At 68.9% G+C, this 24,000-nt stretch carries 22 protein-coding genes and 1 pseudogene; 9 read left to right on the top strand and 14 right to left on the bottom strand.

Features of this window, described 5'->3' with window-relative positions; translation table 11 throughout:
• Positions 1-200: 200 nt before the first annotated feature.
• Complete coding sequence (locus ACZ7L6_RS33510) at positions 201-854, bottom strand: CatB-related O-acetyltransferase (protein WP_471930470.1); 654 nt, start codon at positions 852-854, stop codon at positions 201-203.
• A 98-nt stretch (positions 855-952) separates the two neighbouring features.
• On the opposite strand from ACZ7L6_RS33510, the gene ACZ7L6_RS33505 reads away from it, so the two are divergent.
• The gene (locus ACZ7L6_RS33505; protein ID WP_471930468.1) at positions 953-1,600 is read left to right on the top strand and encodes a TetR/AcrR family transcriptional regulator; all 648 of its coding nucleotides are present in this window, start codon (positions 953-955) and stop codon (positions 1,598-1,600) included.
• A 673-nt stretch (positions 1,601-2,273) separates the two neighbouring features.
• Here ACZ7L6_RS33505 and ACZ7L6_RS33500 read toward each other — a convergent pair.
• Positions 2,274-3,524, bottom strand: coding sequence for a PucR family transcriptional regulator (locus ACZ7L6_RS33500; RefSeq protein WP_471930466.1), 1,251 nt, complete (start codon positions 3,522-3,524; stop codon positions 2,274-2,276).
• 347 nt (positions 3,525-3,871) lie between these two features.
• On the opposite strand from ACZ7L6_RS33500, the gene ACZ7L6_RS33495 reads away from it, so the two are divergent.
• Positions 3,872-4,735 (top strand): DUF4394 domain-containing protein, encoded by an 864-nt coding sequence (locus ACZ7L6_RS33495; RefSeq protein ID WP_471930464.1) that lies wholly within the window; start codon positions 3,872-3,874, stop codon positions 4,733-4,735.
• On the opposite strand, the gene ACZ7L6_RS33490 is transcribed toward ACZ7L6_RS33495, so the two are convergent.
• The 6 genes and pseudogenes from ACZ7L6_RS33490 to ACZ7L6_RS33465 form a co-directional block, all read right to left on the bottom strand.
• Positions 4,701-4,925: a hypothetical protein gene (locus ACZ7L6_RS33490; RefSeq protein ID WP_471930462.1), complete on the bottom strand. Its 225-nt coding sequence runs from the start codon at positions 4,923-4,925 to the stop codon at positions 4,701-4,703. The genes ACZ7L6_RS33495 and ACZ7L6_RS33490 overlap by 35 nt on opposite strands.
• Before the next feature lie 103 nt (positions 4,926-5,028).
• Positions 5,029-7,854, bottom strand: coding sequence for a tetratricopeptide repeat protein (locus ACZ7L6_RS33485; protein ID WP_471930460.1), 2,826 nt, complete (start codon positions 7,852-7,854; stop codon positions 5,029-5,031).
• A gap of 168 nt (positions 7,855-8,022) precedes the next feature.
• Positions 8,023-8,175: pseudogene (locus ACZ7L6_RS33480) on the bottom strand (aquaporin); the annotation flags it as partial.
• Positions 8,176-8,585: 410 nt separating this feature from the next.
• Positions 8,586-9,326: a class I SAM-dependent methyltransferase gene (locus ACZ7L6_RS33475; protein WP_471930458.1), complete on the bottom strand. Its 741-nt coding sequence runs from the start codon at positions 9,324-9,326 to the stop codon at positions 8,586-8,588.
• Positions 9,327-9,433: 107 nt separating this feature from the next.
• On the bottom strand, positions 9,434-10,999 hold the full coding sequence (locus ACZ7L6_RS33470; RefSeq protein ID WP_471930456.1) for a helix-turn-helix domain-containing protein: 1,566 nt from the start codon (positions 10,997-10,999) through the stop codon (positions 9,434-9,436).
• Complete coding sequence (locus tag ACZ7L6_RS33465) at positions 10,996-11,613, bottom strand: hypothetical protein (RefSeq protein WP_471930454.1); 618 nt, start codon at positions 11,611-11,613, stop codon at positions 10,996-10,998. The genes ACZ7L6_RS33470 and ACZ7L6_RS33465 overlap by 4 nt, the downstream gene beginning before the upstream one ends.
• 783 nt (positions 11,614-12,396) lie before the next feature.
• Here ACZ7L6_RS33465 and ACZ7L6_RS33460 point away from each other — a divergent pair.
• A complete protein-coding gene (locus ACZ7L6_RS33460) occupies positions 12,397-13,143 on the top strand; it encodes a squalene/phytoene synthase family protein (RefSeq protein WP_471930452.1) in 747 nt (248 codons plus the stop codon).
• Between the two features lie 425 nt (positions 13,144-13,568).
• Here the strand turns inward: ACZ7L6_RS33460 and ACZ7L6_RS33455 are convergent, their stop codons facing one another.
• On the bottom strand, positions 13,569-14,273 hold the full coding sequence (locus ACZ7L6_RS33455) for an alpha/beta fold hydrolase (protein WP_471930450.1): 705 nt from the start codon (positions 14,271-14,273) through the stop codon (positions 13,569-13,571).
• Positions 14,274-14,508: 235 nt separating this feature from the next.
• Here ACZ7L6_RS33455 and ACZ7L6_RS33450 point away from each other — a divergent pair, with 235 nt between their 5' ends.
• Positions 14,509-15,336: a class I SAM-dependent methyltransferase gene (locus tag ACZ7L6_RS33450; RefSeq protein ID WP_471930448.1), complete on the top strand. Its 828-nt coding sequence runs from the start codon at positions 14,509-14,511 to the stop codon at positions 15,334-15,336.
• Positions 15,337-15,437: 101 nt separating this feature from the next.
• Here the strand turns inward: ACZ7L6_RS33450 and ACZ7L6_RS33445 are convergent, their stop codons facing one another.
• Complete coding sequence (locus tag ACZ7L6_RS33445) at positions 15,438-16,391, bottom strand: zinc-binding dehydrogenase (RefSeq protein ID WP_471930446.1); 954 nt, start codon at positions 16,389-16,391, stop codon at positions 15,438-15,440.
• A gap of 87 nt (positions 16,392-16,478) precedes the next feature.
• On the opposite strand from ACZ7L6_RS33445, the gene ACZ7L6_RS33440 reads away from it, so the two are divergent.
• Positions 16,479-16,877 carry a winged helix-turn-helix transcriptional regulator gene (locus ACZ7L6_RS33440; RefSeq protein WP_471930444.1) on the top strand — a complete coding sequence of 133 codons (399 nt, stop codon included), beginning with the start codon at positions 16,479-16,481 and terminating at the stop codon, positions 16,875-16,877.
• A gap of 95 nt (positions 16,878-16,972) precedes the next feature.
• Here the strand turns inward: ACZ7L6_RS33440 and ACZ7L6_RS33435 are convergent, their stop codons facing one another.
• A complete protein-coding gene (locus ACZ7L6_RS33435) occupies positions 16,973-17,824 on the bottom strand; it encodes a phosphotransferase enzyme family protein (RefSeq protein WP_471930442.1) in 852 nt (283 codons plus the stop codon).
• A 174-nt stretch (positions 17,825-17,998) separates the two neighbouring features.
• Positions 17,999-18,781 (bottom strand): DUF899 domain-containing protein, encoded by a 783-nt coding sequence (locus tag ACZ7L6_RS33430; RefSeq protein WP_471930440.1) that lies wholly within the window; start codon positions 18,779-18,781, stop codon positions 17,999-18,001.
• A gap of 280 nt (positions 18,782-19,061) precedes the next feature.
• On the opposite strand from ACZ7L6_RS33430, the gene pstS reads away from it, so the two are divergent.
• Both pstS and ACZ7L6_RS33420 read left to right on the top strand, forming a co-directional pair.
• The gene (pstS, locus tag ACZ7L6_RS33425) at positions 19,062-20,207 is read left to right on the top strand and encodes a phosphate ABC transporter substrate-binding protein PstS (protein WP_471930438.1); all 1,146 of its coding nucleotides are present in this window, start codon (positions 19,062-19,064) and stop codon (positions 20,205-20,207) included.
• A gap of 130 nt (positions 20,208-20,337) precedes the next feature.
• Positions 20,338-20,772, top strand: coding sequence for a VOC family protein (locus ACZ7L6_RS33420; RefSeq protein WP_471930436.1), 435 nt, complete (start codon positions 20,338-20,340; stop codon positions 20,770-20,772).
• A 153-nt stretch (positions 20,773-20,925) separates the two neighbouring features.
• Here ACZ7L6_RS33420 and ACZ7L6_RS33415 read toward each other — a convergent pair whose 3' ends face one another.
• Positions 20,926-21,141: a hypothetical protein gene (locus ACZ7L6_RS33415; protein ID WP_471930434.1), complete on the bottom strand. Its 216-nt coding sequence runs from the start codon at positions 21,139-21,141 to the stop codon at positions 20,926-20,928.
• 175 nt (positions 21,142-21,316) lie between these two features.
• Positions 21,317-21,874 carry a TetR/AcrR family transcriptional regulator gene (locus ACZ7L6_RS33410; RefSeq protein WP_471930432.1) on the bottom strand — a complete coding sequence of 186 codons (558 nt, stop codon included), beginning with the start codon at positions 21,872-21,874 and terminating at the stop codon, positions 21,317-21,319.
• An 83-nt stretch (positions 21,875-21,957) separates the two neighbouring features.
• On the opposite strand from ACZ7L6_RS33410, the gene ACZ7L6_RS33405 reads away from it, so the two are divergent.
• The gene (locus ACZ7L6_RS33405) at positions 21,958-23,121 is read left to right on the top strand and encodes an FAD-dependent monooxygenase (RefSeq protein ID WP_471930430.1); all 1,164 of its coding nucleotides are present in this window, start codon (positions 21,958-21,960) and stop codon (positions 23,119-23,121) included.
• Between the two features lie 75 nt (positions 23,122-23,196).
• Entirely contained in the window at positions 23,197-23,898 is a 702-nt protein-coding gene (locus tag ACZ7L6_RS33400; RefSeq protein ID WP_471930428.1) for a formylglycine-generating enzyme family protein, read from the top strand.
• Positions 23,899-24,000 lie beyond the last annotated feature (102 nt).

Here is a 24,000-nt window from a genome sequence, read left to right as displayed (position 1 = left end):
ATGCTGCGGATCCAAGCTCCCCCTCCCCTGGAGCCTGACACACTCTCAGGTCGCACCCCAGTCGGCGAGCCACCGCGCGAACCTGCCCCGGTAGGCGTCGGCGCCCGGCATGGGGACGCCGACCATCGCGATATGTGCGCTGCGACGGGGCATGGGCCATCACTCGTTTCTGGCGCGGGAGGTGTGGTCAGGACGCGGTGTCAAGGTTGGTCGATCTGCGCGGCGGCCTCCTCCAGGCCGGCGACCGTCCCCGACATGATCGTCCGTACATGCCTGGTGATGTGCTCCACGGGCCAGTCCCACCACGCCACGGCGAGGAGCCGGGTGATGTCCGCAGCGTCGTAGCGAGTGCGGATGAGCCGGGCGGGGTTGCCGCCGACGATGCCGTAGTCGGGGACGTCGCCCGTGACCACGGCGCCGGCGGCGATGATCGCGCCGTGACCGATGCGTACGCCGGGCATGACCGTGGCGCCGTGGCCGAACCACACGTCGTTGCCGACGACCGTGTCACCCCGGTCGGGCAGGTCGGTGATCAGGTCGAAGTGCTCCGCCCAGGAGCCGCCCATGGTGGGGAACGGGAAGGTGGAAGGCCCGTCCATGCGGTGGTTGGCGCCGTTCATGATGAACCGGGTGCCGGTCCCCAGCGCGCAGTACTTGCCGATGACGAGCCGCTCTGGGCCGTAGTGGTAGAGCACGTTGCGCGTCTCGAACGCGGTCGGGTCGTTCGGATCGTCGTAGTAGGAGAAGTCACCGACCTCGATCAGCGGCGACTTCACCAACGGCTTGAGCAGAACCACGCGCGGGTGCTCGGGCATCGGGTGGAGCACGGTGGGGTCAGCGGGAACGGGCGGCATCGCGGCGGCAGTTCCTCTCTGTGGACTTAGAGCGACAACTGTCGCGTTAAGATGCTGGCACAGCCCTGCCGTCTTGATCAACCGGATACTGATTGCCGATGACAGACCCACTGGAGACGACGTCGGACCGCCGTCCGGGCGGTCGCACCGCCCGCATCCGCGCCCAGGTTCTCGATGCGGTGCGCGCCGAACTCGCCGAACGCGGTCACGAAGGACTCACGATGGAGGGTGTCGCTACGCGGGCTGGAGTGCACCGCGCGACGGTCTACCGGCGTTGGCGCGATGTCGGCGGCCTGCTCGTCGACGTCATCCACGCCGCCGGTGAGATCGACTGGCAGCCGCCGGACACCGGCTCACTGCGCGGCGATCTGACGGCCCTCAATCAGGAGATCCAGGAATCCTTGGTCGTGCAGCCGTCGTTCGCCGTTGCCCTGATGGCCGCCTCGTTCCACTCCGAACAGGCCGCGCGGGCCCAGACGCAGCTGTGGACGGACCGGTACACGCAGTGCGAGATCCTCGTCGAGCGCGCCATCGAGCGCGGTGAACTCCCCGCACAGCACACGGACGCGCGGAGCCTGCTGATCGCCGCCACGGCGCCGCTCTACCACCAGCTGGTGCTCCTGCGTACCGATCCGGATCCGCAACTCCCGGAACAGGCTGCGGAGGCGGCAGTCCTGGCGGCTGCCGCGGGTGCCTTCTCCGTCCGTCGGGATGAGCCCCTGGTTCCGACACGAGGGAGCAAATAGCCGCGAGGTCAACTTGTGAGGGTTCACCTACAGGAGCGGACGGTGGCGTGACGAGAGCGGGCCAGCGGCATCGGGGCGAGGTGCCGCCCTCGGCGTTGTGGGTGAGCGGACTGTGGCGGAGCCTGTGCAGGGTCCAGCGGTGCAGGTCCTCGATGTCCTCGAGTAAGGCGAGGGGGGTTGGCCCAACAGGCGGGTGCTTTCGTCAAAGAGCCTCTCAGCCCGACGCTAGGAGAGCCGGGCCCGGCCGGACTTCGGCACCCTCCAGGGTCGCCGTTCCGGCGGGAGCCCTGCGGCCGGTGAGGAAAGCGGACCGCGGCTACGGCCGACGATCAGCCGGGCAGCAGTTGGGCGGCGCCGGACTGCCAGTGGATCCACTCGGTCGCCCCTCCTTGGCCAGGATCCGGGAAGTGCAGGATTCTCGCGCCGGATTGCGGAACGGGCACCCTACGGTGAGCCGCTGGGAGTCGTGCGTGGCTTTGGCCAGACCCTGGTCAGGTGCCGGCCGCGCGGGCACTCGAAGCGGAGATGAAGCGAGAGAGTCATCGGCCTCGCGAACCGTCACAGCCTGCCCCATCGAACACCCGCTCCGCGATCTCGCGGCCCGCGTGCAGCGTCGCGCACCCACCCTCGGGGAGCGCACCGGAGACCCCCACGGCCGCATCTCGCCCCGCACTCACTCCCATGCCCCCGACAGCCGCCGGGCCACGACCGCGCTCAGTACGCGCACGCCGTGCGTCGAGCCAGGGTCGATGCCGGTCAGCTCCCGTACTCGGCGGAGGCGGTAGTCGAGGGTGCGGGTGTGGACGTTGAGGGCCGTGGCCGTGCTGCCCCGGTGCATGTCGTGGTGGTAGTAGGCGTCGAGTGTGACAAGGAGGTCGGGGCCGTCCTCCAGGCGGCGGGCCACCGTGCGGAGCCAGTCGTCGACGAACGGGACGTCCGCGACGGCGAGTTCGACGAAGACGTCCGCCACGGTGTGCGCCCGCAACCGGGCGGACGGTCGGCTCAGCGGGGCCGCCCTGCTGATCCGGCGGGCGCGTTCGAGGGCCTCGGCGAGATCGGCGAGCGGCGCGGTGGCGGTGCCGACGGCGCAGGGGCGGGCAAGGGCCTGGGCGAAGTCCCGTACGAGTGCGGATAAATCCGGCCCGTGGGGCAACAGGTCGAGGGAGTCGGATGGACCGGGCAAGAGGTTGGGTACCGTTTTCCCGGCACCGGACGGGCGAGGAACCAGAACGACCAGTTCGCCGCCCTCGTAGCCGTTTTCCGGGGCCCAGGTCACAAGTACTCGGTGCGTTTTCACCAGGGTCTCGATCTCGTTTTCCTGAGCGGGATCGGCGACGGTCGGGCGGTCCGGCACACGGAAGACGGTTACCGCGTAATAGTCGGACACATCCATGTCCACCACGGAGGCGAGTTCGGCGACCATGGAATCCCCGGCCAGCAATGACCGGGCCAGCAGGGCGACCTGCTCGGCATACGGCAGCCGGCGCCTCAGCACCCTCACGAATCCCTGGCGATAGGCGCCGATGCCGCGCTCGCCCTGCGGAGCGAACCAGGCCATCATCCGCATCAACTCGTCGACACTGCCGCCGCGCTGGGCGTCGGTGGCCTCGTTGATCTCGCGCAGCATCAGCGCGGTGTGCACCCGCAGCACCTGTTGTCGCGCGTTGAGCGACATGCCGGACCCGGCGCGCAGCTCGCCCATCGCGGAGATGTAGCGCAGATCGTCGTCGCGCAACTCGCTGCTGTCCGGCGACAGTTCGATGGTGCGACGACGGAACCAGACCGCGTACTCCAATGTCTTGGCCATGGCGCGCGGATCCGTGTGCAGGATCCCGAACTCCGGAATCTCACGCACATACGTCTCGACCTCCCTGCGGGCGTTGGTCGTCGCCCGCAGGGCCAGTTCGGCGAAGAGGCTCCCCATGAGCGGCGAGCATGCCATTCCGACCGAACGGGCGGACAGACGAAATCCGGACGCCGTTTATCACTTCGCATAAATCCATGACGGGTGCATCGTCGACGCTTTTGTCACTGTGCGCAAACTTCCCGGACCCGGGCGTTTTTGCGACAGGTTCCGCTTGTAGAGGCGGAGTGAAGCGGCTTTGATGGGAGCCTGTACCCGCCGTATGGGGGGAGCACCACGGCGATCATTCCGGCACGTTTCCGGCCATCGGTACGGGCTGGGTACAGCAATTTCTCATCCGCACGTCACTCGTGACGCCGCACGTTGGCGTTTTCTCAAACGGGAGGGAAAGACCGATGAAAGCAGGCATGAGAAAGAGAATCGCGGCGGCGCTTGCGGTCCTGGCCACGTCGACGGCGCTCATGCTGAGCGCACCAGGCTCCGCCTCGGCCGCGCCCGCCGCCACCCCCAGTCTTCGCGCGTTCGGCATCAGTGGTGACGGCACCCTGATGGCCACGTTCACGACCGACCGTCCGGACGTGCTCAACTGGGTGCGGGTCATCACCGGGCTCAGCGGTGACACCGCCCTGGTCGGCATCGACTTCCGAGTCCAGGACGGCCTGATGTACGGCGTCGGCAACAAGGGCGGCATCTACACCATCAAGACCCCGCCGGCCACCACGGACGTCGTCGTCACCAAGGTGTCCCAGCTCCAGTACGCGCTGAACGGCACGACGTTCGGTGTCGACTTCAACCCCGCGGCCGACCGGCTCCGCGTGATCAGCGACAACGGGCAGAACCTGCGGCACAACCTGAACGACCACACGACCATCCAGGACCTGAACCTCACGACCCCGCCGACCGAGGGCACGACCAAGGGCGTCACAGCCGCCGCGTACACGAACAACGACCTCAACGCGGCCACCGCGACCACCCTGTTCGACGTCAACACCTCCAGCGACCAGGTCGTCATCCAGTCCCCGGCCAACAACGGCACACTCGCACCGACCGGCAGCCTCGGCATCGACGCCCAGCTCAAGGCCGGCATGGACATCTACAGCACCCTGAGCGGTGGCAAGACGGTCGACAACACCGCCTTCGCCTCCCTCACGCCGTACGGCGCCGGCACCCCGACGCTCTACACGGTCAACCTGTTCACGGGCGCGGTGACCCCGATCTACCAGTTCCCGCTGAACATCACGGACATCGCCATCTCCCTGACCGGCAGCTGATCCCCTCGCGCACAGCGCCTTCCCGCCGCGGCCGGGCCGTTCGCTCCCGGTTCGCGGCGAGATCCAGGGCGATGTCGACGATCACGTCCTCCTGGGCACCGACCGGACCACGGCGGCCGACCTCCAGCAACAGCGTGCGGGCGTCGACGCCGTGGCGCCCGGCTGCGACCTCGGCATGACGCCGGAACACAGTTTCAGGACACTCATCAAAGTGACCGTTGGCATCACGGAGTTCAGGCGACGTCGAGGATCAGGGAGGCGGGTCGATGTAGCGCGGGGGTGGCCACGGCGGCTCAGCCGCTTTCGCCCAAGTCCAGTTGTGGCAAGTGATCGAACACCTCGTCCGCCAGGGCAGTCAACTGGTTGCTCTCGAGTGGGCCGGAATCGGGGTGGTCTCGTATGACGGCTCTGGCGTAGCGAAGAAACCTGACGCTGTCCCGCATGAGGGGCAGGCTGCTCCTGCGCAGGAGCGGCAGTGCGAACTGGCGAATGCTGTGCCATCGACTGGTCTGGTGAATCCAGACCGGTGCGTTGTGGACCGCATCCCGTATCACCTCGTCGTCGCGCCGGTAGTGCCGCTGCAGGACGTCGAACAGGCGGTCAGCCAATTCCTGCGCGTAAGGCGCGTGCCTGCTCCATTCGTCCGCGGCACGGCCGAGAGCCTCGTGGGCCTCGGTGGGGCGATGCAGCCACAGCAGTGTCAATGCGAGGCCAAGCTGTGCCCACTCATAGTCGGGTTCCAGAGCAACCGCGCGTTCCAGATCGGGCAGCGCCTGCGCCGGCTTGCCGGCTGCCCAGCGCAGCCAGCCGCGGGCGGCACTCGGCCATGAGTCGTTGGGCCCCATGGCCACTGCCCGATTGAGATCATCGAGGGCTTCGTCAGCATGGCCCAAGCGCCCAGTCGCCCAGCCCCGCCAGGTGAGGGCCCAGACGTTCTCCGGCTCGATTTCCAGCGCACGGTCAAGAGCGGCTACGCCGTCCGTGAGCCTCCCCAGCCGACACAGCACAAAGCCATGATTGGCGTGCACATAAGCTGTGTCGTCCTCCAGCTCGAGCGCATGCTCAATTGCTTCCAGGGCCTCTACGGCGCGGTCGGCGCGGTACAGGCATGCGGCCCGTTCCACCAAGGCCCATGCCGATGCGGGATGTTGCTCGACAGCGTGGTCGAAGTCGGACAGGGCCTGGGCAACGTGTCCCTTGCGACGCAGAAGCCGTCCTCGGTGCAGGCGCGCCCCGAGATGGTCGCCGGCAGTCTCGACCGCATGGTTGAAGTCCTGGAGCGCAGCTTCGTCTCTGCCCAGTGTTTCGAACGTCAGCCCGCGGAAGACGCGTGCCTGGACATGGTCAGGCGCGGCCGCAAGAACCTGGTGGAAGTCGTCCAGGGCGTCGTGATGCCGTCGCATCAGTCGGTAGACATAGCCGCGGCGTGTCAGAGCGTCCGCGTTGTCCGGCTGGAGCTGCAGCATGCGATCGACGTCCGCCAGACAGGGCTCCAGTCGGTTGGCGAGTTGGTGCAGCCAGGCTCGTTCGGCGAGCGCGGCGATCCGATGCCGCTGGTCCAGGCGACTGTCTTCCAGCAGCATGGAGAGGAAGTCGGCGCAGTCTCTTGCATCGTCGCCCACGGTGGCGGCGAGCGATCCGCCGAGCCTTGCCACTCGAGCGGCGTCGGAGTCCTCGCCCGCTCGGGCGATCGCGTCGGCCAGCCGCCGTGCCATGACCGTGCCGACTTCGGCTGCCCGCACGGCCGCGCACAACGCACCGGCGGTGGCCCCTTCTTGATGGGCGCACAGGAGGTGGTAGGTCTCCTCCACCGCGCCGTCCTGCCAGTTCGGATCCCACCAGCCGTCCCGCTCGTCCATACCCAGGCTCTCGCGCCAGCTGCGCCATGCGTCTGCCAGGTCATGGTGCCGCTGTCGCCAGCGCTGGGGTGAGCGGCTGCGTTCCAGCCGTAGCATCGCGGTGCGCACCACGTCGTGGAATCGCACCTGCCCGGCATCGTCCTGGACGAAAGGCAACGTGCGCAGCCATGGGTACAGCTCGCGGCTGGCAGGCTCACCGAGCAGGACGTCCATCACATCCTGGTTGACCACACGGGGCAACGCGCAGGCCAAAGCCGCCGCATGGCGCTCCGGCGGCTCCCACTTCAAGAACCGGTCGACGGCGTCGCCCGCATGATCACTCACCGCGGTGATGTCGGCCGGCCGACTCTCGGCCAGCATGGCCACCAGTACGGGGAGGCGCCCGGTCACCTCGAGGATCGCCTCCACGACGGGCTCTGCCGTAATACCCTTGGCGGCCAGCAGCAGGCGTGCTTCTTCGTCCGTGAACGGCTGCAACGGCAGATAGGCGATGGCATCCAGGTAGGGCGCCCAGGTTCCGGGATGCAGGCGGCGCTGTCCCGCGACGGTCAGCACCAGGTTCGCCGGCAAGTCCCCGTAACGGCCGCTCACCAGGTCGAGCAGCCACCTGCCGAGGAACACCTCGGTGCGCTCGTAGGTGTCAAAGAACAAGGCCAGCCAGGGAGCATCCCCCGAGAGCCGGTGCAGGAGATCCACGAACGCTCCGCTGAGAGCCTCCGCGGGAGACAGCGGCATACTCTCGGCAGTTCGGACCCGCTCCGACAACGCCGCTCCCACCCGGCTCGCGGCCTGACTGACCTCCTCCGCGGTCACGGCGCCGGCCAGCGGCCCGACGACGGGCAAGCTCTGCGCCACCGCCAGACCGACCCCGGCCGCAATCCGTCCCGTCGCGGAGGGGCCTTCCGCAGCAAGGTCCGGTACGTTCTGGGCTTCCCGTTGTTGTTGACGGTGCGCCGCGAGTGCCTTGCCGAAGGCCTTCGATGTGCCCTTCGGCGCCAACTGGCCGACCAACGACTCCAGGGTGGCAGCCAGGCTGTCTGACGTCTCGTCCGCTCGCGCCGTCAGTGCTCCCGCCTCTTCCCTCGCCACGCGCTGGAACTGCTCCGTCAGCAGGGTCTTCCCAACGCCTGAGTCACCGTAAATGCTGAACAGGAACCGTCGTTGCTCGTCAGCAGCCCCGAAGTTCGCACGAAAATCGCCGAGTTCACTCTGCCGACCCACAAAGCCGGCCTGCCGTCGGCGCCGGATCAGCTCCTGCATGCTCGGGGCCTGAGCCACCGCGCCACCCCCCTGGTGCTGGACACCCACTTTTACTGTGACAGCGGCCAGGACAGCGCGCACCAAGAATCGCAAGCAGTACGGCCTCTGCGGCAGGCGGTTCGACCGGCAGTGCGGTCGACTGCACCGTAGGCCATGCGGCCCGCGACGACCGGGCCCCCAGACGAGCCGGGCCAGGCCGGCCCCTGCGATGGATCCGGTCAACTGGGCGGCGACGTAGGGCAGGACGCCTCGGCCGGGGAAGACGCCGGTCCGCCACAGAGCGAGGGTGAGGGCCGGTTTGAGGTGTCCACCGGAGCACCGTCCCCAGCAGGAGGACTGTGCCTACGCGAGCGCGCCCCGACGATCGCGGCTACGGCTGCGAGTTGGAGGTGCACTCCGGGCCGGAACCGGCTGAGCGGGGAGGTCATCACCCAGCGGACGGCGGTGACCAGGACCAACAGCGCGCTGCCCGTGAGAGCGAAGTCCACCGCGGTCGGCGCCCGGACGGTCTTGCCGCCCGAGGAAGCGGGCCGTCCGGCGGCGACAACGCGCCGCAGGAGACCGTACCGGGTGCCCGTCCGGCGGGGGCACGGGTGCCGGTGAGCATCGTCAGCCCCAGGCCGTCTCGCCGGCGGCGACCTTGGTGCCCAGGTCCAGGGCCCCCAGCAGACCCAGGTCCCAGTGACGCCCCAGCATCGCGGCCTTCAGCGCCTCGGCGCTGTTGCCGCTGTTTACGGTTTGTGGGTTACCCAGAGCAGTTCCGCCGGCCAGCGGTGTGCCCAGTCGGGTGGGTCGGTTTCGTTGTAGCCGTTGGGTGTTCCGGGTTCGGGCCGTGGCTCGATGAGGTCGTCGATGATGAGGCCCGCGCCGCGCAGGACCTTGACCCAGTCGCCGTAGGTGAGCTGATAGCTGGTCGCGCCGTCGTCTTCGGCGATGGTGTTCAGCCCGAAGTAGTCCTTCTGCAGCGTCGTGGTCACGCGGCTGGCGGCTTCGTCATAGCAGGCTTCGAACCATGGGCTGGCGACGTTGAACACCAGGCGCCCGCCTCGGCCCAAGACGCGTGCGGTCTGCGGGACGGCCAGGTGCGGGGGCGCCCAGCTGAGCCCACCGAAGTCGCAGAACACCAGGTCGAAGCTGTCGGCGGCGAAGGGGAGTTGTTCCGCAGCGCCTTGCACCAGCGGGTAGCGGGCCGCTCCCATCGCGCGGGCCGCTGCGGCAAGTTGGGCTTCGGACAGGTCGAGCCCGACCACGGTGGCGCCCTCGGCGGCGAGCGCCCTGGACCACTGGCCGGCGCCGCAGCCGAGTTCGAGGACGCGCTTGCCGGTGACGTCACCCAGGGCGTGCAGGTGCGCGTCGGGGATGGAGTACATGCCCCACAGGCGGGGTGTGGCGCCGATTTGTGGGTCGTGCTCGTGCTGGTAGGCGCTGCTGATCTGGTTCCAGAACCGCCGGTTGGCGGGGATGCTGTCCACGTGCCGACTCCAGCACTGCCTGCCGGGGGCGGTCAACACGATTAGGGAACTGGCCGGCCCTCGCCTCGGTCCGGCCCCGGCTCGGCCCATGACCCGCCGAACGAGCCCTAGTCGCTGGTGTCGGCGTCGTCAGCGTCAGTCCCGACGGTGTACAGGTCTTTGATCTTCACCTCGGTGACGCCGCGGCCTTCGGGGAACACCGCCCGCCAGTCGCCGATGACGTGCAGCTCGTCGGTGCCCATCGCGCGGACGACCATCAGGCCCTCATCGTGCGCCCGATACGCCTTGAGCCATAGGTTCACGAAGGCCTGGCTGCGGATGATGTGCATCCAGTCGGTGCGGTAGATCTCGCGGTTGAAGTTGGACTCGCCCAGTGTGGAGACGAACTTGGAGTACATCGCCTTCACGTAGGCGAGTGTCACCTCGTCGTCCTCGGCGATCGCCTTGTCCCGGGCGTCCTTGATCGTCATGCGGAACTTCTCCAGGAGGCTCTCTGTGGCTCCGGAGGTCCAGGACTCGTGGATCTCTGGCGGGTCGCACAGGCCGTACTTCGGGCCGGCGAGGCGCAGCAGCAGGCGCAGGGTGGGTTCGGTGACCCAGAGCGGGCCGGGTTCGTCGCGGTTGCCGATGGGGTTGGGCAGCACGGCGTCGTGCTGCCACTCCGGCGGGGTGATCAGGTGGACGCCGGCTCGGCGGCGGTCGTGGTGGTTGCCGGTGGAGTGGTTCAGCTGGCCGAGCGGCAGCCACGTCTTGAGTGCGCTCAGGTAGGCGCCGTTGATGTCGAGCGCGGCCACCTCGTGCTCGCCGGGCGGCAGTTCGGGCCTCGTCCACTTGGGGCGGGCCTCCCAAATCTGGTCGGAGCCGTGGGAGCTCTGCTTGCGCAGGATCTCGGGCAGCCAGGGGTGGGCGACGATCTCGTACCGTCCGCCGATGCGGGTGGTGTCCAGCAGCTTCATGGCGTCCGGGATCGCCCGCTTGATGAGTGCTTGCGTTGCCTTCTCGACGTCACCGCCGTGTTTGGCGAGGGCTTCGGACACGGACTGACCGATCGGGTCCGGCATGTCGGCCGCCGGCTGGGCGCGGCGTCCGACGGGCACGATCTTGACGCCGCTGCCGATACCAGCAGGACGCGGCCGGGTCCCTGGTGCTGGCCGTCGTTCCCGGTCAGCAGGCTGGACCGCGGGTTCCGGTGCGGAGGTGGCGGGATCGGCGGGGGCGCTGGCAGCGGCCGTGTATTCGGTGGGGTCGAGGTGCTGGGGGAAGCCGGCGACCTGGTGCCGGGCGGGTGCCCCGCACAGCACGCACGGCTGAGCCGCTGGAAGGGCCTCGACTTCGTCCGCGTCGGCCTCCCCGTTCGGGACGTCGGCGTGCGACTGGTCGCCGCCGGACGAAGCGTCCGCGTCCTCGGCTCCGGCTGCCTCCTGTGCCTGGGCCTGCAATTTGGCGCACGCCTTGTCGAGGAAGTACGCGTACTTCTCCCTGAGTTCGCCGCTCGGGTCCCGGCCGGACTCCCAGCCGCCGACCGTGGACGGGCTCACCCCGAGGACCTGCGCCACCTGAGCGCGGGACAGGTTCAACCCCTCGCGCAGGCGGCGCCGTTCGTCTGCAGGAGGCAGCGGTACCTGCTGGCGGGCGCCGTCCACCAGGGCGTCGATGGAGTCGAAGTCGCTCACGAGTTCTCCCGGGCGGCGGGGTCTGCTTTCAGATAGGCGATCGGGCCGCCCGAGACGGCGGTGTGCACGCGGGCGCCGAGCAGTTTGCGCGTCAGGTCCGCCACAGCCTTGTCCGTGGCCAGGACCCGGAAGGTCTCGGGGGTGTCGAGGGCTGTGACCCGGCCGGCGACGGTGGCGGTGAAGGAGTGGCGCACCTCGCCCCGTCCCAGGTGCCGGGTGTCGTCGATCCCGTGGATGGCGAGGACGCCGGTCACCCACCCGGCCACGGCCACCGGCAACACCCCGGCCTTCACGATCATCTCGGGCTCGCACCGCCACCACTGACGGGAAGCCTCGAGAAACTGCTCGTCCGTCAAGTGGGGCGAGTCGCCGATGAAATCGCGGTCGTCATCCAAGCGGGCGGGAGGCGCGGCCGCCGCCGTGCGCAGCACCGGGAGTATGCCCTCGACGACGCTCACATGCGGGGCGCGGGCCAGCGTGAGCACTCGTGTCGCCTGCAGGTCCCGAAGGAACTTGCTGTCGAGCAGCTTGCTGACGGTGTTGGGCGACAGGCCCAGGGCGTTCGCCGCCTGGCTGCGGGTGAGCACCTCGTCGGCGGAGTCTTCGGATTCCACCAGTTCGATGGACGGCAGCACCGATCAACCTCACTTGGCACGTGTGTGCTTCCGCTGCTGTGGCAGCACAACAGTTAGTGTATTGAATCAATGCATAGTGCGTTGAGTCAATGCATAAGGCAGCCCTCTGCCGAGGAGCGGCGATGATTGAGGACGGACATCGGGACCTGCGCGTCGGACGACAGCGGCCAGCCGATGCGCAGGAAGTTCCCCTCCTGATCTACGTCTTTGATGCGGCCGCGGATGAGCACCGCACTCGCGCGGGCTACCTCCAGGTCACCGACGACATGCTCGAAACCCTCGTCCGGCTCAGGGTGTTCAGGCCAGAGGCAGCTGACCGAGCGGCCGGCGGCAGTCGGCCTGCGCCTCCAGTAGAGCGGCCACCGTCCGGACCCCGCATGAAGACGGGCCCGTGCCAGTACGTCGGGACCGCCACGGGCACGAGGGGCACCTCGGTGCCGTGGACGCGCGCGGGGCCGAAGAAGGTCTGCAACACCTGCACGCCCGCCAGGTCGAGCGTGCCGAGGCGGGCATGCCACGCAACGCTATGGCGCGGCGTTTCGGACGTGGTTGGACTGGCTGCGCCCGGCAGCGAACGAAGAGTGACGGCCGCCCAACGTCCGTCGTACGCCCCGATCCCCGGCGACGCACACACAGCGATCCGCAGCGCCATCCACGCCGCTCGGCACACTTGAGGCCTCGACGACCGAGGTCTCCACCCGCAGGCTGGAGGCCATCACCGCGGCAGCGGCCCTGGCGCCGGCTCCCCCCTAAGATCGGCACGTGAGTGCGTGGAATCAAAGCCTGGATGCTGCGGAAATACGGGAGCCAGAGCTCCGACGGGACTACGGCGCCCAACGAAAGTCAGTCGCGCGTTTTAGACCTGCCTCGTACCTCGCGACTCGTCTGCTGTTGCCGAAGGCTCTGTTGCCCCATGTGATGGCGGCGACGGCAGTGATGCATCACGGGGACAACCTCCTGGACACCGGCACGAAGCCACAACGGGTCGCGGCGTGGGCCCGGTGGGAGCAGGAGGTGCGTAAGGCGCTGGACAGCGGGACAAGCGACGATCCGTTGATCCGTACGCTGCTGCACACCACGGCGGCCCACCCGCAGCTCCGGGGCGTGGTGGAGCAGTACTTGTCCACCGCCACCGCCGAGTTGGAGTTCACCGGCTTCGCCACCGAGGCGGACTATCAGGCCTACGTGGACGCCTACTCGCTGCCCGCCTTCATGCTGGTCGCATCCCTCCTGGGCCCGGAGAACGACGAAGGCGACTTTCCGCTCGGTCGTGCGGGTACTACGGCGCTGGGGAACGCTCGGGAGATCGGCGACGGGCGAAGCCATCCGGGAGGAGGCCGGAGAAGAGGAGGCTCTGGCTGCCGTCTCGGCAGAAGGCGTCGGGTGCACAAGGGACGCATGCTTCCGGGGACACTGGCCGCAGATCAGCAAGAGCCGCGCGGTCAGGCAGGGATGAAACTCGGCCACCAGGGTGGGACGTTGTCCGGACACAAGCGGGCGGCGGGGTAGGAGTTCGGCATGCCGAGCCATGTCACGAGGAACCAGGTGAACCACAGGGTGAAGATGAGCCCTGCGGCGAGAGCTGCCCCTCGGTGACGTCGTCCGAGGGTGCTTTCCAGGATGACCCACGGGACCGCAGCAGGGATCCATATGAGAGGCGCGAGAAACAGCAAGGTCATGCTGTTGGCTGATGCACTGCTTCCGATGTCACAAGCAGTCCAGGCCCTGCCGATCGTGGCAGTGCAAGCCACTGTGGTCAGCCCGCCGACGAGGACACCGAGGCCAATTCCTCTCAAGCGGGGTCTCGGAAAACCAGACGGACCTGCTGCCATGATCGCACCTTCCCCTTGCCACGTGACTCTGAGCGGTACTGGTCGTTCCGGTCCGCGTGGGAGTAACTGTCCAATAGATGTGGATCGTTGCTGGTCTGCGTGTCAGCCCAGGTGTGACAGCAGCAGCTTGGTGAGACGTTCGGGTGTACGGAGCGGCAGGTAGTGGTCGGCGTCCGGGATCATCTCGCCGCAGGCGCCGGGAATGTCCGTGACAAGTCGTTCGGCGATCACCGCAATCTCCGGGTGGTCGTGGTCGCCGTGGATGACCAGCGTCGGCGCGGTGATGTCTCCGAGGTGGGGTTCGGCATCACGGCCCGCGGAGACAACGCAGTGATGTTCGCTCACAATTCGCCGCTTGGCGTTGGAGGCGACCATCGTCTCGATGAGCTCTCCTCCAGGAGCCGTACGGCCCATGGCTGCCCAGATCGTCAGTTCCAGCTCAGCCAGGGTGGCCGGCTCACGCTCGCGCCGCGCCCTGGCATAGGCCGACAACTCGGGGCTCTGCGGCCAGACGTGACCGCTGACCGAGGCACCGACCAGGGCCAGTGCGGCGACGCGCTCCGGGTGGGCGAGGGCGAAGTCCAGCGCGGTCTCCCCGCCCATGCTCAACCCGACCAGCGCGGCTTGACGAAGGCCGAAGTGGTCAAGGACTGTACGCAGATCCTCGACGTCGCTGAACGGCTTGCCTGGAGGTGAGGAGCGTCCCAGGCCGCGGGCGTCATAGCGGATCACGTCGTGGTGGCGAGCCAGCTCGGGAACGACTGCGTCCCACAGGCGAGAGTCCATGCCGGCGCCGTGCAGTAGCACGACCGGGCTTCCGGTGCCATCGCGCTCAGCCCACAGTCGACCGCCGTCGGACGTAGGAATGCGGACTTCGCGTGGAGGCACGTCAGATCGTTCGGGTGAGTTGGTTGTCACGCCGAGATCATTTCAGGCCGGTCAACCAGGAGGCACCCTGGAAGCGGACACCTGCCAGGATCAGCGGAACCAGGCACGTCTTCGGCTTGGCTCCTGACGCGCCGGGAGGCCCTAGTGTGCTGCCATGCGCGACGACACGCCTGACGAAACGCGCCGTGTCCACTTGAGCCGGACCTTCGACGAGGACGCGGAGTTGTACGACCGGGCCAGGCCCGGGTATCCGCCAGAGTTGTTCGACGACCTCACCGAGGTGGCCGGCATCGGCCCCGGCTGTCGTGTCCTGGAGGTAGGGGCGGGCACCGGCAAGGCGACCTTGCCGCTCGCCGAGCGCGGTTGCCGGATCACCGCCGTCGAGCTGGGCGCGGCCATGGCCGCTGTCGCCCGGCGCAACCTGGGCGCGTTCGAGGCAGTGGAGATTGTGACGGCGGACTTCGAGACCTGGCCGCTGCCGCAGGAGCCGTTCGACGCGGTCGTCTCGGCGACGGCGTTCCACTGGATTGATCCAGCGGTACGGATGGCAAAAGCCGCCGACGCGCTGCGGCCCGGTGGCGCTCTCGCCGTGGTCGCCACACAGCATGTGGCGGGCGGCAGCGAAGAGTTCTTCGTCGAGGCCCAGGACTGCTACGAGCGTTTCGATCCGGCCACCCCTCCGGCGCTGCGGCTTCCTGCCGCGGATGACGTCGACACGTCGGATCACGCGGACGAGGTCGCACGCAGTGGCCGGTTCGGCCCCGTGCTCTTCCGGCGTTACGAGTGGGACCTGACGTACACCACCTCGGAGTATCTGGAGGTGCTGCGGACCTACTCCGGCCACCGGGCGCTGTCGCCGGAGGCCAGGGAGGGACTGCTGGAGTGCATCGCCGGGCTGATCGACGGGCGGTACGGCGGCCAGGTCACCAAGCGGTATCTCACGGAACTGCGGGTGTCACGAGCGGCCCCGGCTCTCCGGTAGGCACGGCTTACGCCTTGCCCTCCGCGCAGCTGGCGGTTCGCCCCGTCATGGGAGTCCAATGGGTCGCCCGTGGGGCCATCCGCCGGCCGATCGGACGGTCCCTATTCCCGCGGAGAAGGCGCCGGCAGGTGCAGCTGATCAGATGCCATCTCCAGGACGGCTTTTCCGGAGATCCGACGTCCGCGAAGCGCCGTCGCCGCCTCGTCGAAGTGATCCCAGGATCCTTGCCAGCCGATCTCGACGCTGAGGGCCCCCTCGGCGGCCAGCTCGGTGAGAATGGCCAAGTCCTCGCCGACGTCGCCCTCGATGACGAAGGACGTCAGCGACTTGGCCGGTCCGACGGTCGCATACGGTGGAAAGACCGCCGGTTCCCCGGATGTCCAGCCGACGCTCTGCACGCTGCCCCCAGGCGCGAGCAGCTTCCATGCCGCGACCAGTTGAGGGCCGCCGACGCTGTCGATGACCACGTCGACCGGTCGCCGGAGTCCCTCCAGTCCGATCAGCACCTCGTCGGCGCCCAACTCGGCCAGCCCTTCCCCGCGGGAAGACGAGCCCACGGACGCGATCACATGAGCACCGGCCCGCGCCGCCAGCTGGACGGCGAACCGGCCGACGCCGCCGGAGGCGCCGGTGACCAACACCCTCTTGTCCGGCCCGAGGCCGGCGGCCCGCAGCGAGCGCAGAGCCGCCACTCCGGCGACCGGCAGAGCGGCCGCCTGTGCCGGGTCCAGTCCCTTCGGCACCTCGGCGAGCGCGCCCACGTCGATCGCGACGCGCTCCGCGAACGCCCCCGCGGTCAGGGCGACCACCCGGGTCCCCACCGCCGGTCCGGTTCCGTCGGCTGCGGCCTGAACGACCACTCCGGCGGCGTCCGAACCGAGCACCGCACCCACCGCGACCCGCCCGGAGCGGGCGTCGTTGAGGTCGCCGTAGTTCAACGAGGCGTGGGAGACGTCCACCAGGGCCTGCCCCGGCCCGGGCACGGGATCGGGCACCTCGGCGAGGCGGACGGCGGTGGATGTGGACGGGTCGACGACGAGAGCGTGAACAGGCATGCTTTCCCCCTTGGTTGACGACGGGTGACGACTTGTAACTGCAGTCATCATCGGTAACCATTCCGCTCATCGGAAGGAGGCACTTTCGTGTCACGCAGTCACATCCGTGTTACCGAAGCGCTCAGGGACGAAGCCTGTCCGGTCACCGAGGTGCTCGACCGCGTGGCGGGCAAATGGAGCATCGGAATCCTCATCGCCGCCGCCCACGGTCCGGTCCGCTTCACCGCACTGGAACGCGCCATTAAGGGCATCAGCCGACGGATGCTCACCCTCAACCTGCGCAGGCTGGAGCGGGACGGACTGCTCGTTCGCACCGTGCATCCGACCGTGCCGCCCAAGGTCGAGTACAGCCTCACTCCCATGGCCCGGGAGCTCCACGCGTCGCTGACCGGTCTGGTGGACTGGGCCGAGCGGCACCGGTCCGCCATCGCCGAGGCCCGCGCCGCCTACGACACCGCGGCCGCGCAGAGAGCCGACGCCGACTGAACGGGCCCGGAGCAGCACGCATTTCTGCGCTTCCGCACCAGCCCACGGGAGCGCGTGGTCGTGCGGCCGGCGGCTACGGTCTCGAAGGTCCGCGATCAGCCATGGGTCTGCAGGCCGTTGCCATCGAGTGCTGCCCGGAGCTGGCTGAGCCATTCCGTGCCCAGCCGGCGCCCGTTGGGGAGTCGGTCGTCTCGGTCCCAGCGCCAGGTTGTGATCACCGCCAGCATGAGGATCCGGCACTCGCGCAGCACGTCCTGATCGACACCCGGATAGTGCTCGCTGACTGCTTCGGGTGCATGGGCGATGTCGAATTCGACGGGCCCACGGCAGCACGTCTCGAGGTCGATGAACAGCAGCCCGTTCTTCGTGGTGAGCAGGTTGCCCGGGTGGGGCTCGCCGTGCAGCAGCTGCTCGGCGCCGCCGCGCTCGCCGATCACTCGTCGCCCGCGTCGTAACGTGTCGCCGAGCAGTGCCCGGTCGGCGTCGGCGAGCGCCGGAGTGCGGTCGCGGTCCGCCACGAGTTGTTGAGCCTGCTCGACTCGGTCCGTGAAGTGCGGTGTCGGGATTTCGACCCTGCGCATGCCGGCATGCAGTCGTTCGAGCGCATGGGCGTAGTCGGCGGGTGAGACTTCTCCGGGTGTCACGGGTTCGTAGTAGGTCCACAGTGTGATCACGAAGCCATCGCGCTCGTAGACGCGTGGCTCCACTCGAGGATCGAGCGCAGCCACAGGGCAGCCGGATGCGGCGAGATGCTGAGCCAGCTCGACTTCGAACTGTGAGACGTGTTGGGCTACGGGTGCCACCCGGGCCAGGACGTCACAGGGCAGCAGACGCACAGTGAGCTTGTTCGAGTCGTGAAGAACGATCGCGTCGTCGGCTGTCAGGCCAAGTGATGAGGCGGTCGACATGGCCGCGGCCACCGCACGCTGGACTTCTGGCGCCTGCATCGTCGCCTGGCCCCTCTCCCCTGAGCACTGCCATACCTAGAGCACTGCCCTACCTACTTGGACGATACGTGCAGCCGGACGGACTCATGGCAGGACGGGCAAGCAGCCTTGACAGCCCTCTCCTACCAGGAGTCCTTCCTGACGCTCTATGCGGACCCCGTCGATGACGGCGTGTCAGTGATGGTGGCCGTGCCGTCCGAGGGTCTGCACGGGGGTCGCGCCGGGGCGGGTCCACTGCGGAACGGGGCGGCTGGTGGGGCCCCAGGTGGCGTTTCCGTCGGCGTCCGAGCGCCAGGACCAGCACGGGCTGCGCCCCTCGGGCCAGCCCTCGGGGTTGTCCTCCCACGCCTCGCCGCGGCCGTAGGGCGTCATGTCGAGCAGGCCGAGGGACCCGTTGACCCGCTCGTTGCCACGGCCCGTGGTGGAGTAGGTGAGGAACACGCGGTCGCCGTCGCGCAGGAAGCAGGTGAGGTACCCCATCTCGCCGCCCACCGGCGCGTCCACGTCGCGCACCGAGTACCAGGGCTGGGTGTAGCCCATGAACTCGACGTAGGAGGCCACCTCGTCCCAGCGGCCGGTGGTCAGGACGGCGAACGAGACGCCGCGGGCGTTGAGGTAGACGGCGTCCTTCAGATGCCAGGCCGTGGTGGTGCAGCCCTCGCACTGCCCCTGGTGCGGGGCGCCGTCGTACCACATGTGCTTGTAGACCACGAGCTCGTCGCGACCCTGGAACAGGTCCAGGAACGGGACCGGGCCGTCAGGCCCGACGACCTCGACCGCCCCGTCGAACTCCACCATCGGCAGCCGACGGCGGGCCGCGGCGATGGCGTCACCATCGCGGGTGTGGGCCTTCTCGCGGACCAGTAGCTCGTCACGGGCGGTCTGCCAGGTGGCCAGGTCCACGACGGGCGGGCGGCCGGGCAGCGCGGTGGTCGGGTCGTCCGGCGTGATCGTCATGGTGTCCTCCGTGGTGTCTCGTGCCAGGCAGCGTCGTAGACGTCCTACGACGGTCACCAGAACAGACTCCCGTCCCGGCCGGAACTCATCGCGTCATCGGCTCGTGCCCGGCTCCTCAGCAGCCGCGCCCCGGCCCGCATCGAAACAGCGAGGCTGGGCGATCAGGGTGGCCGGCGGCACAGCTGCTCGATAACAAGGCGTCATTACCGAGAGCGATCGATTTGTTACTTATAGTCTCGACGGTGGACGGGCACCGCCTCCCCGGAAGGAGCACCGAAGAGTGAAGCGTCAGCGTAAGAGCCGACCTCGCACCCTGGCGATCGGCTCGGCAGTCGTCTCCGGCGTGCTCCTCCTTTCGGCTTGCGGCTCGAACGGCAGCGCACAGAGCTCCGGCAGATCACCCACGCCCACCTCGCCCGCCCCCACGGGCGACGGCGATATCAAGTGCGGCAAGGCGGCCTCACTGTCGGCCTCGGGCTCGACTGCGCAGGAGTTCGCGATGCAGTTCTGGATCAAGAACTACATGCGGGCCTGCCCCGGAACCCGGATCAGCTACGAAGGCAACGGCTCCGGTGCCGGCCAGGCCGATTTCCTCGACGGCAGAACCGCCTTTGCCGGGTCCGACTCCGCACTGAGCGCCGCCCAGATCACCCAGTCCAAGAGCGCCTGCTCCAACAGCGGCAAGGCCGTCCACCTGCCGATGCTCGGCGGCCCGATCGCCATCGCCTTCAACCTGCCAGGGGTCAAGAAGCTGGTCCTCGACGCCCCCACACTCGCCAAGATCTTCGACTCGAAGATCACCAAGTGGAACGATCCCGCGATCGCGAAACTCAACCCCGGCACCAGGCTGCCGTCGACGCCGATCCGAGCGTCACACCGGTCCGATTCCTCCGGCACGACGGACAACTTCACCTCCTACCTGAGCGCGGCCGCACCGAGCGCCTGGCCGCACGGGCACGACAAGGAGTGGAAGGCCAAGGGCGGCCGATCCGCCAAGGGGTCCTCCGGCCTCGTCGATCAGGTGAAGAAGACGGAGGGTGCGATCGGGTACGTGGAGCTGTCGTATGCGCTCGCCCGCACCGTCCCCACGGCCTCGATCGCCACCGGCGCCCCCGCTCCGGTCGACGCCAGCGTCCTCACGGCCTCCAAGGCCATCGCCGATGCGAAAGTCGCCGGCACGGGTGACGACTTGGTGCTCGAGCTCGACTACACGACCAAGGCCCCGGACGCCTACCCGATCGACATGGTCACGTACGAGATCGTCTGCGACAAGGGCAACAAGCCGACGACGTGGTCCGCCACGAAGGCGTTCCTGACGTACATCGCCGGCACGAAGGGGCAGGAAGACCTGAGTTTCCAGGGCTACGCGACGCTTCCGGCCGCCATCGTGAACAAGGTCCGCAGCAAGATCGACAGCCTGTCCTGACGCAACTTCAAGTACCTCCGATGCGATGCGGGGACGAGGGCCTGAGCTGTCGCCTGTCTCGTGCACCTCTCGACAACTCGCGGATCTGCCTGGGGAAATGAGCAGCTGAGCCCCCTGGTAGGGTGCGCCGATGTCATCGATCAGGCAGTTCCAGGTCACCTTCGACTGCGCAGAACCGGAGCGCGTCGCTCGCTTCTGGTGCGAGGTGTTGGGGTACGTCGTACCGCCGCCACCGGCGGGGTTCGCCACTTGGGACGATTACAACCGGTCCCAGTCTCCTGAGGACCAGGGTTCATGGTTCACCTGCAGTGATCCCTCAGGGGTCGGGCCGCGACTGTACTTTCAGCGCGTCCCCGAAGGTAAGGTCGCCAAGAATCGGCTGCATCTGTGTGTGCGGGTCGGTACCGGACTCGTGGGGGAAGAGCGGCTGGCCACCCTTGAGGCCGAATGCGCACGACTGGTCGCGCTCGGCGCGGTACGCGTGCGCCTCCTGCGTGCGGATGGCGTCAATGAGTCGTGCATCGTGATGCAGGACATCGAGGGCAACGAGTTCTGTCTGGACTGAGCATCCTTAGGGCCGGCGAGGTGGGGAGCCGTCTTCCTTGGATCTCCCCGGTCTCTTGCTCGCTTGCGGGGCTGGAGCGCGAGCGACGGCCCCACCTGGCTGATGATGCGTCAGCGGCGCCGACTTGGACACCCCGGACACGAGGCGACCCGCTCAGCGTCCCCACACGTCCGGGCCGCCACCACGCCACTCGATCAGCGCGGATGCCCGCACGTACTCGGGATCCGCGTCCTCGATTCCCGCCCGGCGCAGGAACTCGGCAACGTCCAAGAGCCCGTACGCCATGCCCAGGAACTGATCGTCCGCCCGCACGCGCCGCCCGCCGTCCTCGGCGGGTGGGTAGACGACGACGGGTTGCGTGGTTGCCATGCCACCAGGGTGCGACCAGGGACGCTCACGCGCATGCGGGGGCTCGGCGGCTCCTCGACTGGACACGTCGCGTCGCGGGCCGAGCGCACGGCCTCCTGCCCCCTGCCCCCCCCCTGTCTGCCTGTGGACTCAGGAGCGTGCGGCCATTCGGCGCGGCCGGTGCCCGCAGCAGGGGCTACCGAAGCGCCGCTGCCACCAGCCAGCGGATCTCCTGGTGCGCGACGGTTCCGCCCGATACCAGGCGGTCGAAGACCAGTCCGTCCACGCAGGTCAGCAGGGTGACGGTACGGTCCTCGGCGTCCGCGACGCCCTGTCCGGCCAGGAAGTCGCGTACGACGTGTCGTGCCGCGTTCTGACGCGCCACCAGGATTTCCTGCAGCTCGGGATGGTGCACGCTCTCGATGGCGCACGCGTAGCGGGCGAGGGAACGCCGGCGTCCGTCGCCCGTGAGTCGTTGCTCGACGAAGGCAGCGATGCCAGCCACCAGTTCCTCGGCGTTCCGCGGCGCCGGCGTCCGCTCCCCGATCGTCTGGAGTTCCGCCTGGTCGAGGGCGACCAGCCGCCGGACCAGTGCGGTGAGCAGGGCCTGGCGGGTGCGGTAGTAGGCGGATGTGGTGCCGGGTGGCAGGTTTGCCGCCCGGTCCACCGCGCGATGGGTCAGTCCCCGGATTCCGGTATCGGCGAGCACGTCGATGGCCGCGTCGGCGAGGACGGTACGTCGGTCTGTGGGCACACCCCTTTCTACACCTGTAGAGGAGCCGGGTACTCTCCTTCTACATCTGTAGAAGCATGAACGGGCGGGCCAGGGAGGGCCGTATGGGTGGCAGCGGCAGCGCGGTGGTGGTGGGCGCAGGTATTGGCGGGCTGGCCGCCGCGATCGGGCTGCGTCTGCTCGGGTGGGAGGTCACGGTCGTCGAACGCGCCCCCGTCCTCGCCGATGCGGGTGCGGGTATCTCCCTGCACGCCAACGGCATCCGTGCCCTGGACCTTCTCGGTGTCGGCGAGGCGGTGCGCGCCGCCGCGCGACCGCAGTACAGCGGGGGTACCCGGGTCCCCGGTGGAGGCTGGCTGGCCCGGATGGACGGGGCCGCTCTCGAGCGCGAGCTGGGTACGCCGATCGTCGGTATCCCCCGGGCCGTGCTGCACCGCCTGCTGCGCGCGGCGCTGCCGTCCGAGTGCCTGGTGGTCGGGGCCGAGGCGGTGTCCGTCGACCGTACCGGACCGGGCCGGGTGCGGGTGCGGCTCGGGGACGGCGTCCTGGAGGCGGACCTGGTCGTGGCCGCCGACGGAGTGGGCAGCCGACTGCGCGCCCAGCTGTTCCCCCGGCACCCCGGCCCGGCCTACAGCGGGTCGACCGTATTGCGCGCGATCACCGAGCGCCCGGTCGACTTGGACACCGACTTCGAACTGACCTGGGGGAAGGGAGCCGAGTTCGGCCACATCGCGTTCGCCGACGGCCGGGCCGAGTGGCATGCGGTGCTCAACTCGTCGCCCGGCGTGCGGCACACGGACGCCCTCGCCGCCATGCGCCGCCGCTTCGGCGACTGGCACGACCCCATCCCCGCGCTGCTGGACGCGACCGCCCCCGGCGCCGTACTGCACCACGACATCCACGAGCTGGCGATCCCCCTGCCCGCCTTCACCGCGGGCCGGATCGTCCTGCTCGGCGACGCCGCCCACGCCATGACCCCGAACCTGGGCCAGGGCGCCTGCCAGGCACTCGAGGACGCGGCCGTGCTCACCGCCGCGCTCGCCACCGAACCCACCGTCGAGGCGGCGCTGGCCCGGTACGACGCCGAGCGATGCCCGCGCAGCCAGTCCGTCGCACGCGCCGCCCGCCAGGCCGGCCGCATGGGTCAGCAACTGACCCACCCCTTGGCCGTCGCCGTACGGAACACCGCCCTCCGGCTGGCCCCCGCCCGTACGACCGTCCGCGCCATCCTGCGGCACGCCGACTGGACACCGCCGGGCCTCAGCTGACGGCACCGGGCGCGCTCCGCGGCCGGTCGCCGGCGCTCTTCCGGGCGCCGCCGCGCAAAGTAGTGTCATCTCCTGATGGATGCGAGCGCAGAGCCCGAGATGATCGCGATTCCGGCGGGGCAGGTCACTCTGTCGGACCGCCGGACACAGCGCAGGTGGACGGTCGAGCTTTCGCCCTACCGGCTCGCAACCCACCCGGTCACCCAGGCGGTGTACGCGCAGGTCACCGGAGAGCACCCAAGCACCAGCCGCGGGGATCAGCTGCCCGTCGAGGGCGTCTCCTGGTGGGACGCCGTCCGCTTCTGCAACGCCCTGTCCCGACGTGACGGGCTCATGCCCGCCTACCACTTCCGGGCCGACAGCGAAGACGGCGAAGGGGGCCAAGACGGTGACGACATCGCGTGGGACCCATCGGCCGACGGGTACCGGCTGCCGAGTGAAGCGGAGTGGGAGCACGCCTGCCGGGCCGGCACCAGCGGGCCGCGCTACGGTCCGCTCGACGAGATCGCCTGGCATCGAGGCAACGCGGGCGGGCGGATCCGCGAGGTGGGCGGCAAGCGGCCCAACCCGTGGGGCCTTCACGACATGCTCGGCAACGTGTGGGAGTGGTGCTGGGACATCTACGACGCCGAGATCTACGGCAGCTACCGGGTACTGCGCGGTGGCGGCTGGTTCGACGAGCACTGGAGCTGCAGGGCCTCCGTCAGACGCCGCAGCCATCCCACGTTCGAGGTCGACGACGTCGGATTCCGCGTCGCACGCTCCATGGCGCCCTGAGAGGGAGCCTCATCCCTAAGGGACTGTTAGGACTTCGCTCGCGATGTTGAACGGCACTTCCGCGCCGTCGACTCTTTGTGCTCCCGGGCCGCAGACAAGGGA

The organism is Streptomyces sp. NPDC107522 (assembly GCF_055657525.1).
This window is presented reverse-complemented; position numbering and strand designations above follow the sequence as displayed.

Bases quoted from the DNA above. Each gene is read 5' to 3' on its own strand.
- ACZ7L6_RS33510 (WP_471930470.1), bottom strand. From the start codon at position 854: ATGCCGCCCGTTCCCGCTGACCCCACCGTGCTCCACCCGATGCCCGAG.
- ACZ7L6_RS33505 (WP_471930468.1), top strand. From the start codon at position 953: ATGACAGACCCACTGGAGACGACGTCGGACCGCCGTCCGGGCGGTCGC.
- ACZ7L6_RS33500 (WP_471930466.1), bottom strand. From the start codon at position 3,524: ATGGGGAGCCTCTTCGCCGAACTGGCCCTGCGGGCGACGACCAACGCC.
- ACZ7L6_RS33495 (WP_471930464.1), top strand. From the start codon at position 3,872: ATGAGAAAGAGAATCGCGGCGGCGCTTGCGGTCCTGGCCACGTCGACG.
- ACZ7L6_RS33485 (WP_471930460.1), bottom strand. From the start codon at position 7,854: ATGCAGGAGCTGATCCGGCGCCGACGGCAGGCCGGCTTTGTGGGTCGG.
- ACZ7L6_RS33450 (WP_471930448.1), top strand. From the start codon at position 14,509: ATGCGCGACGACACGCCTGACGAAACGCGCCGTGTCCACTTGAGCCGG.
- ACZ7L6_RS33445 (WP_471930446.1), bottom strand. From the start codon at position 16,391: ATGCCTGTTCACGCTCTCGTCGTCGACCCGTCCACATCCACCGCCGTC.
- ACZ7L6_RS33435 (WP_471930442.1), bottom strand. From the start codon at position 17,824: ATGCAGGCGCCAGAAGTCCAGCGTGCGGTGGCCGCGGCCATGTCGACC.
- ACZ7L6_RS33430 (WP_471930440.1), bottom strand. From the start codon at position 18,781: ATGACGATCACGCCGGACGACCCGACCACCGCGCTGCCCGGCCGCCCG.
- ACZ7L6_RS33420 (WP_471930436.1), top strand. From the start codon at position 20,338: ATGTCATCGATCAGGCAGTTCCAGGTCACCTTCGACTGCGCAGAACCG.
- ACZ7L6_RS33415 (WP_471930434.1), bottom strand. From the start codon at position 21,141: ATGGCAACCACGCAACCCGTCGTCGTCTACCCACCCGCCGAGGACGGC.
- ACZ7L6_RS33405 (WP_471930430.1), top strand. From the start codon at position 21,958: ATGGGTGGCAGCGGCAGCGCGGTGGTGGTGGGCGCAGGTATTGGCGGG.
- ACZ7L6_RS33400 (WP_471930428.1), top strand. From the start codon at position 23,197: ATGGATGCGAGCGCAGAGCCCGAGATGATCGCGATTCCGGCGGGGCAG.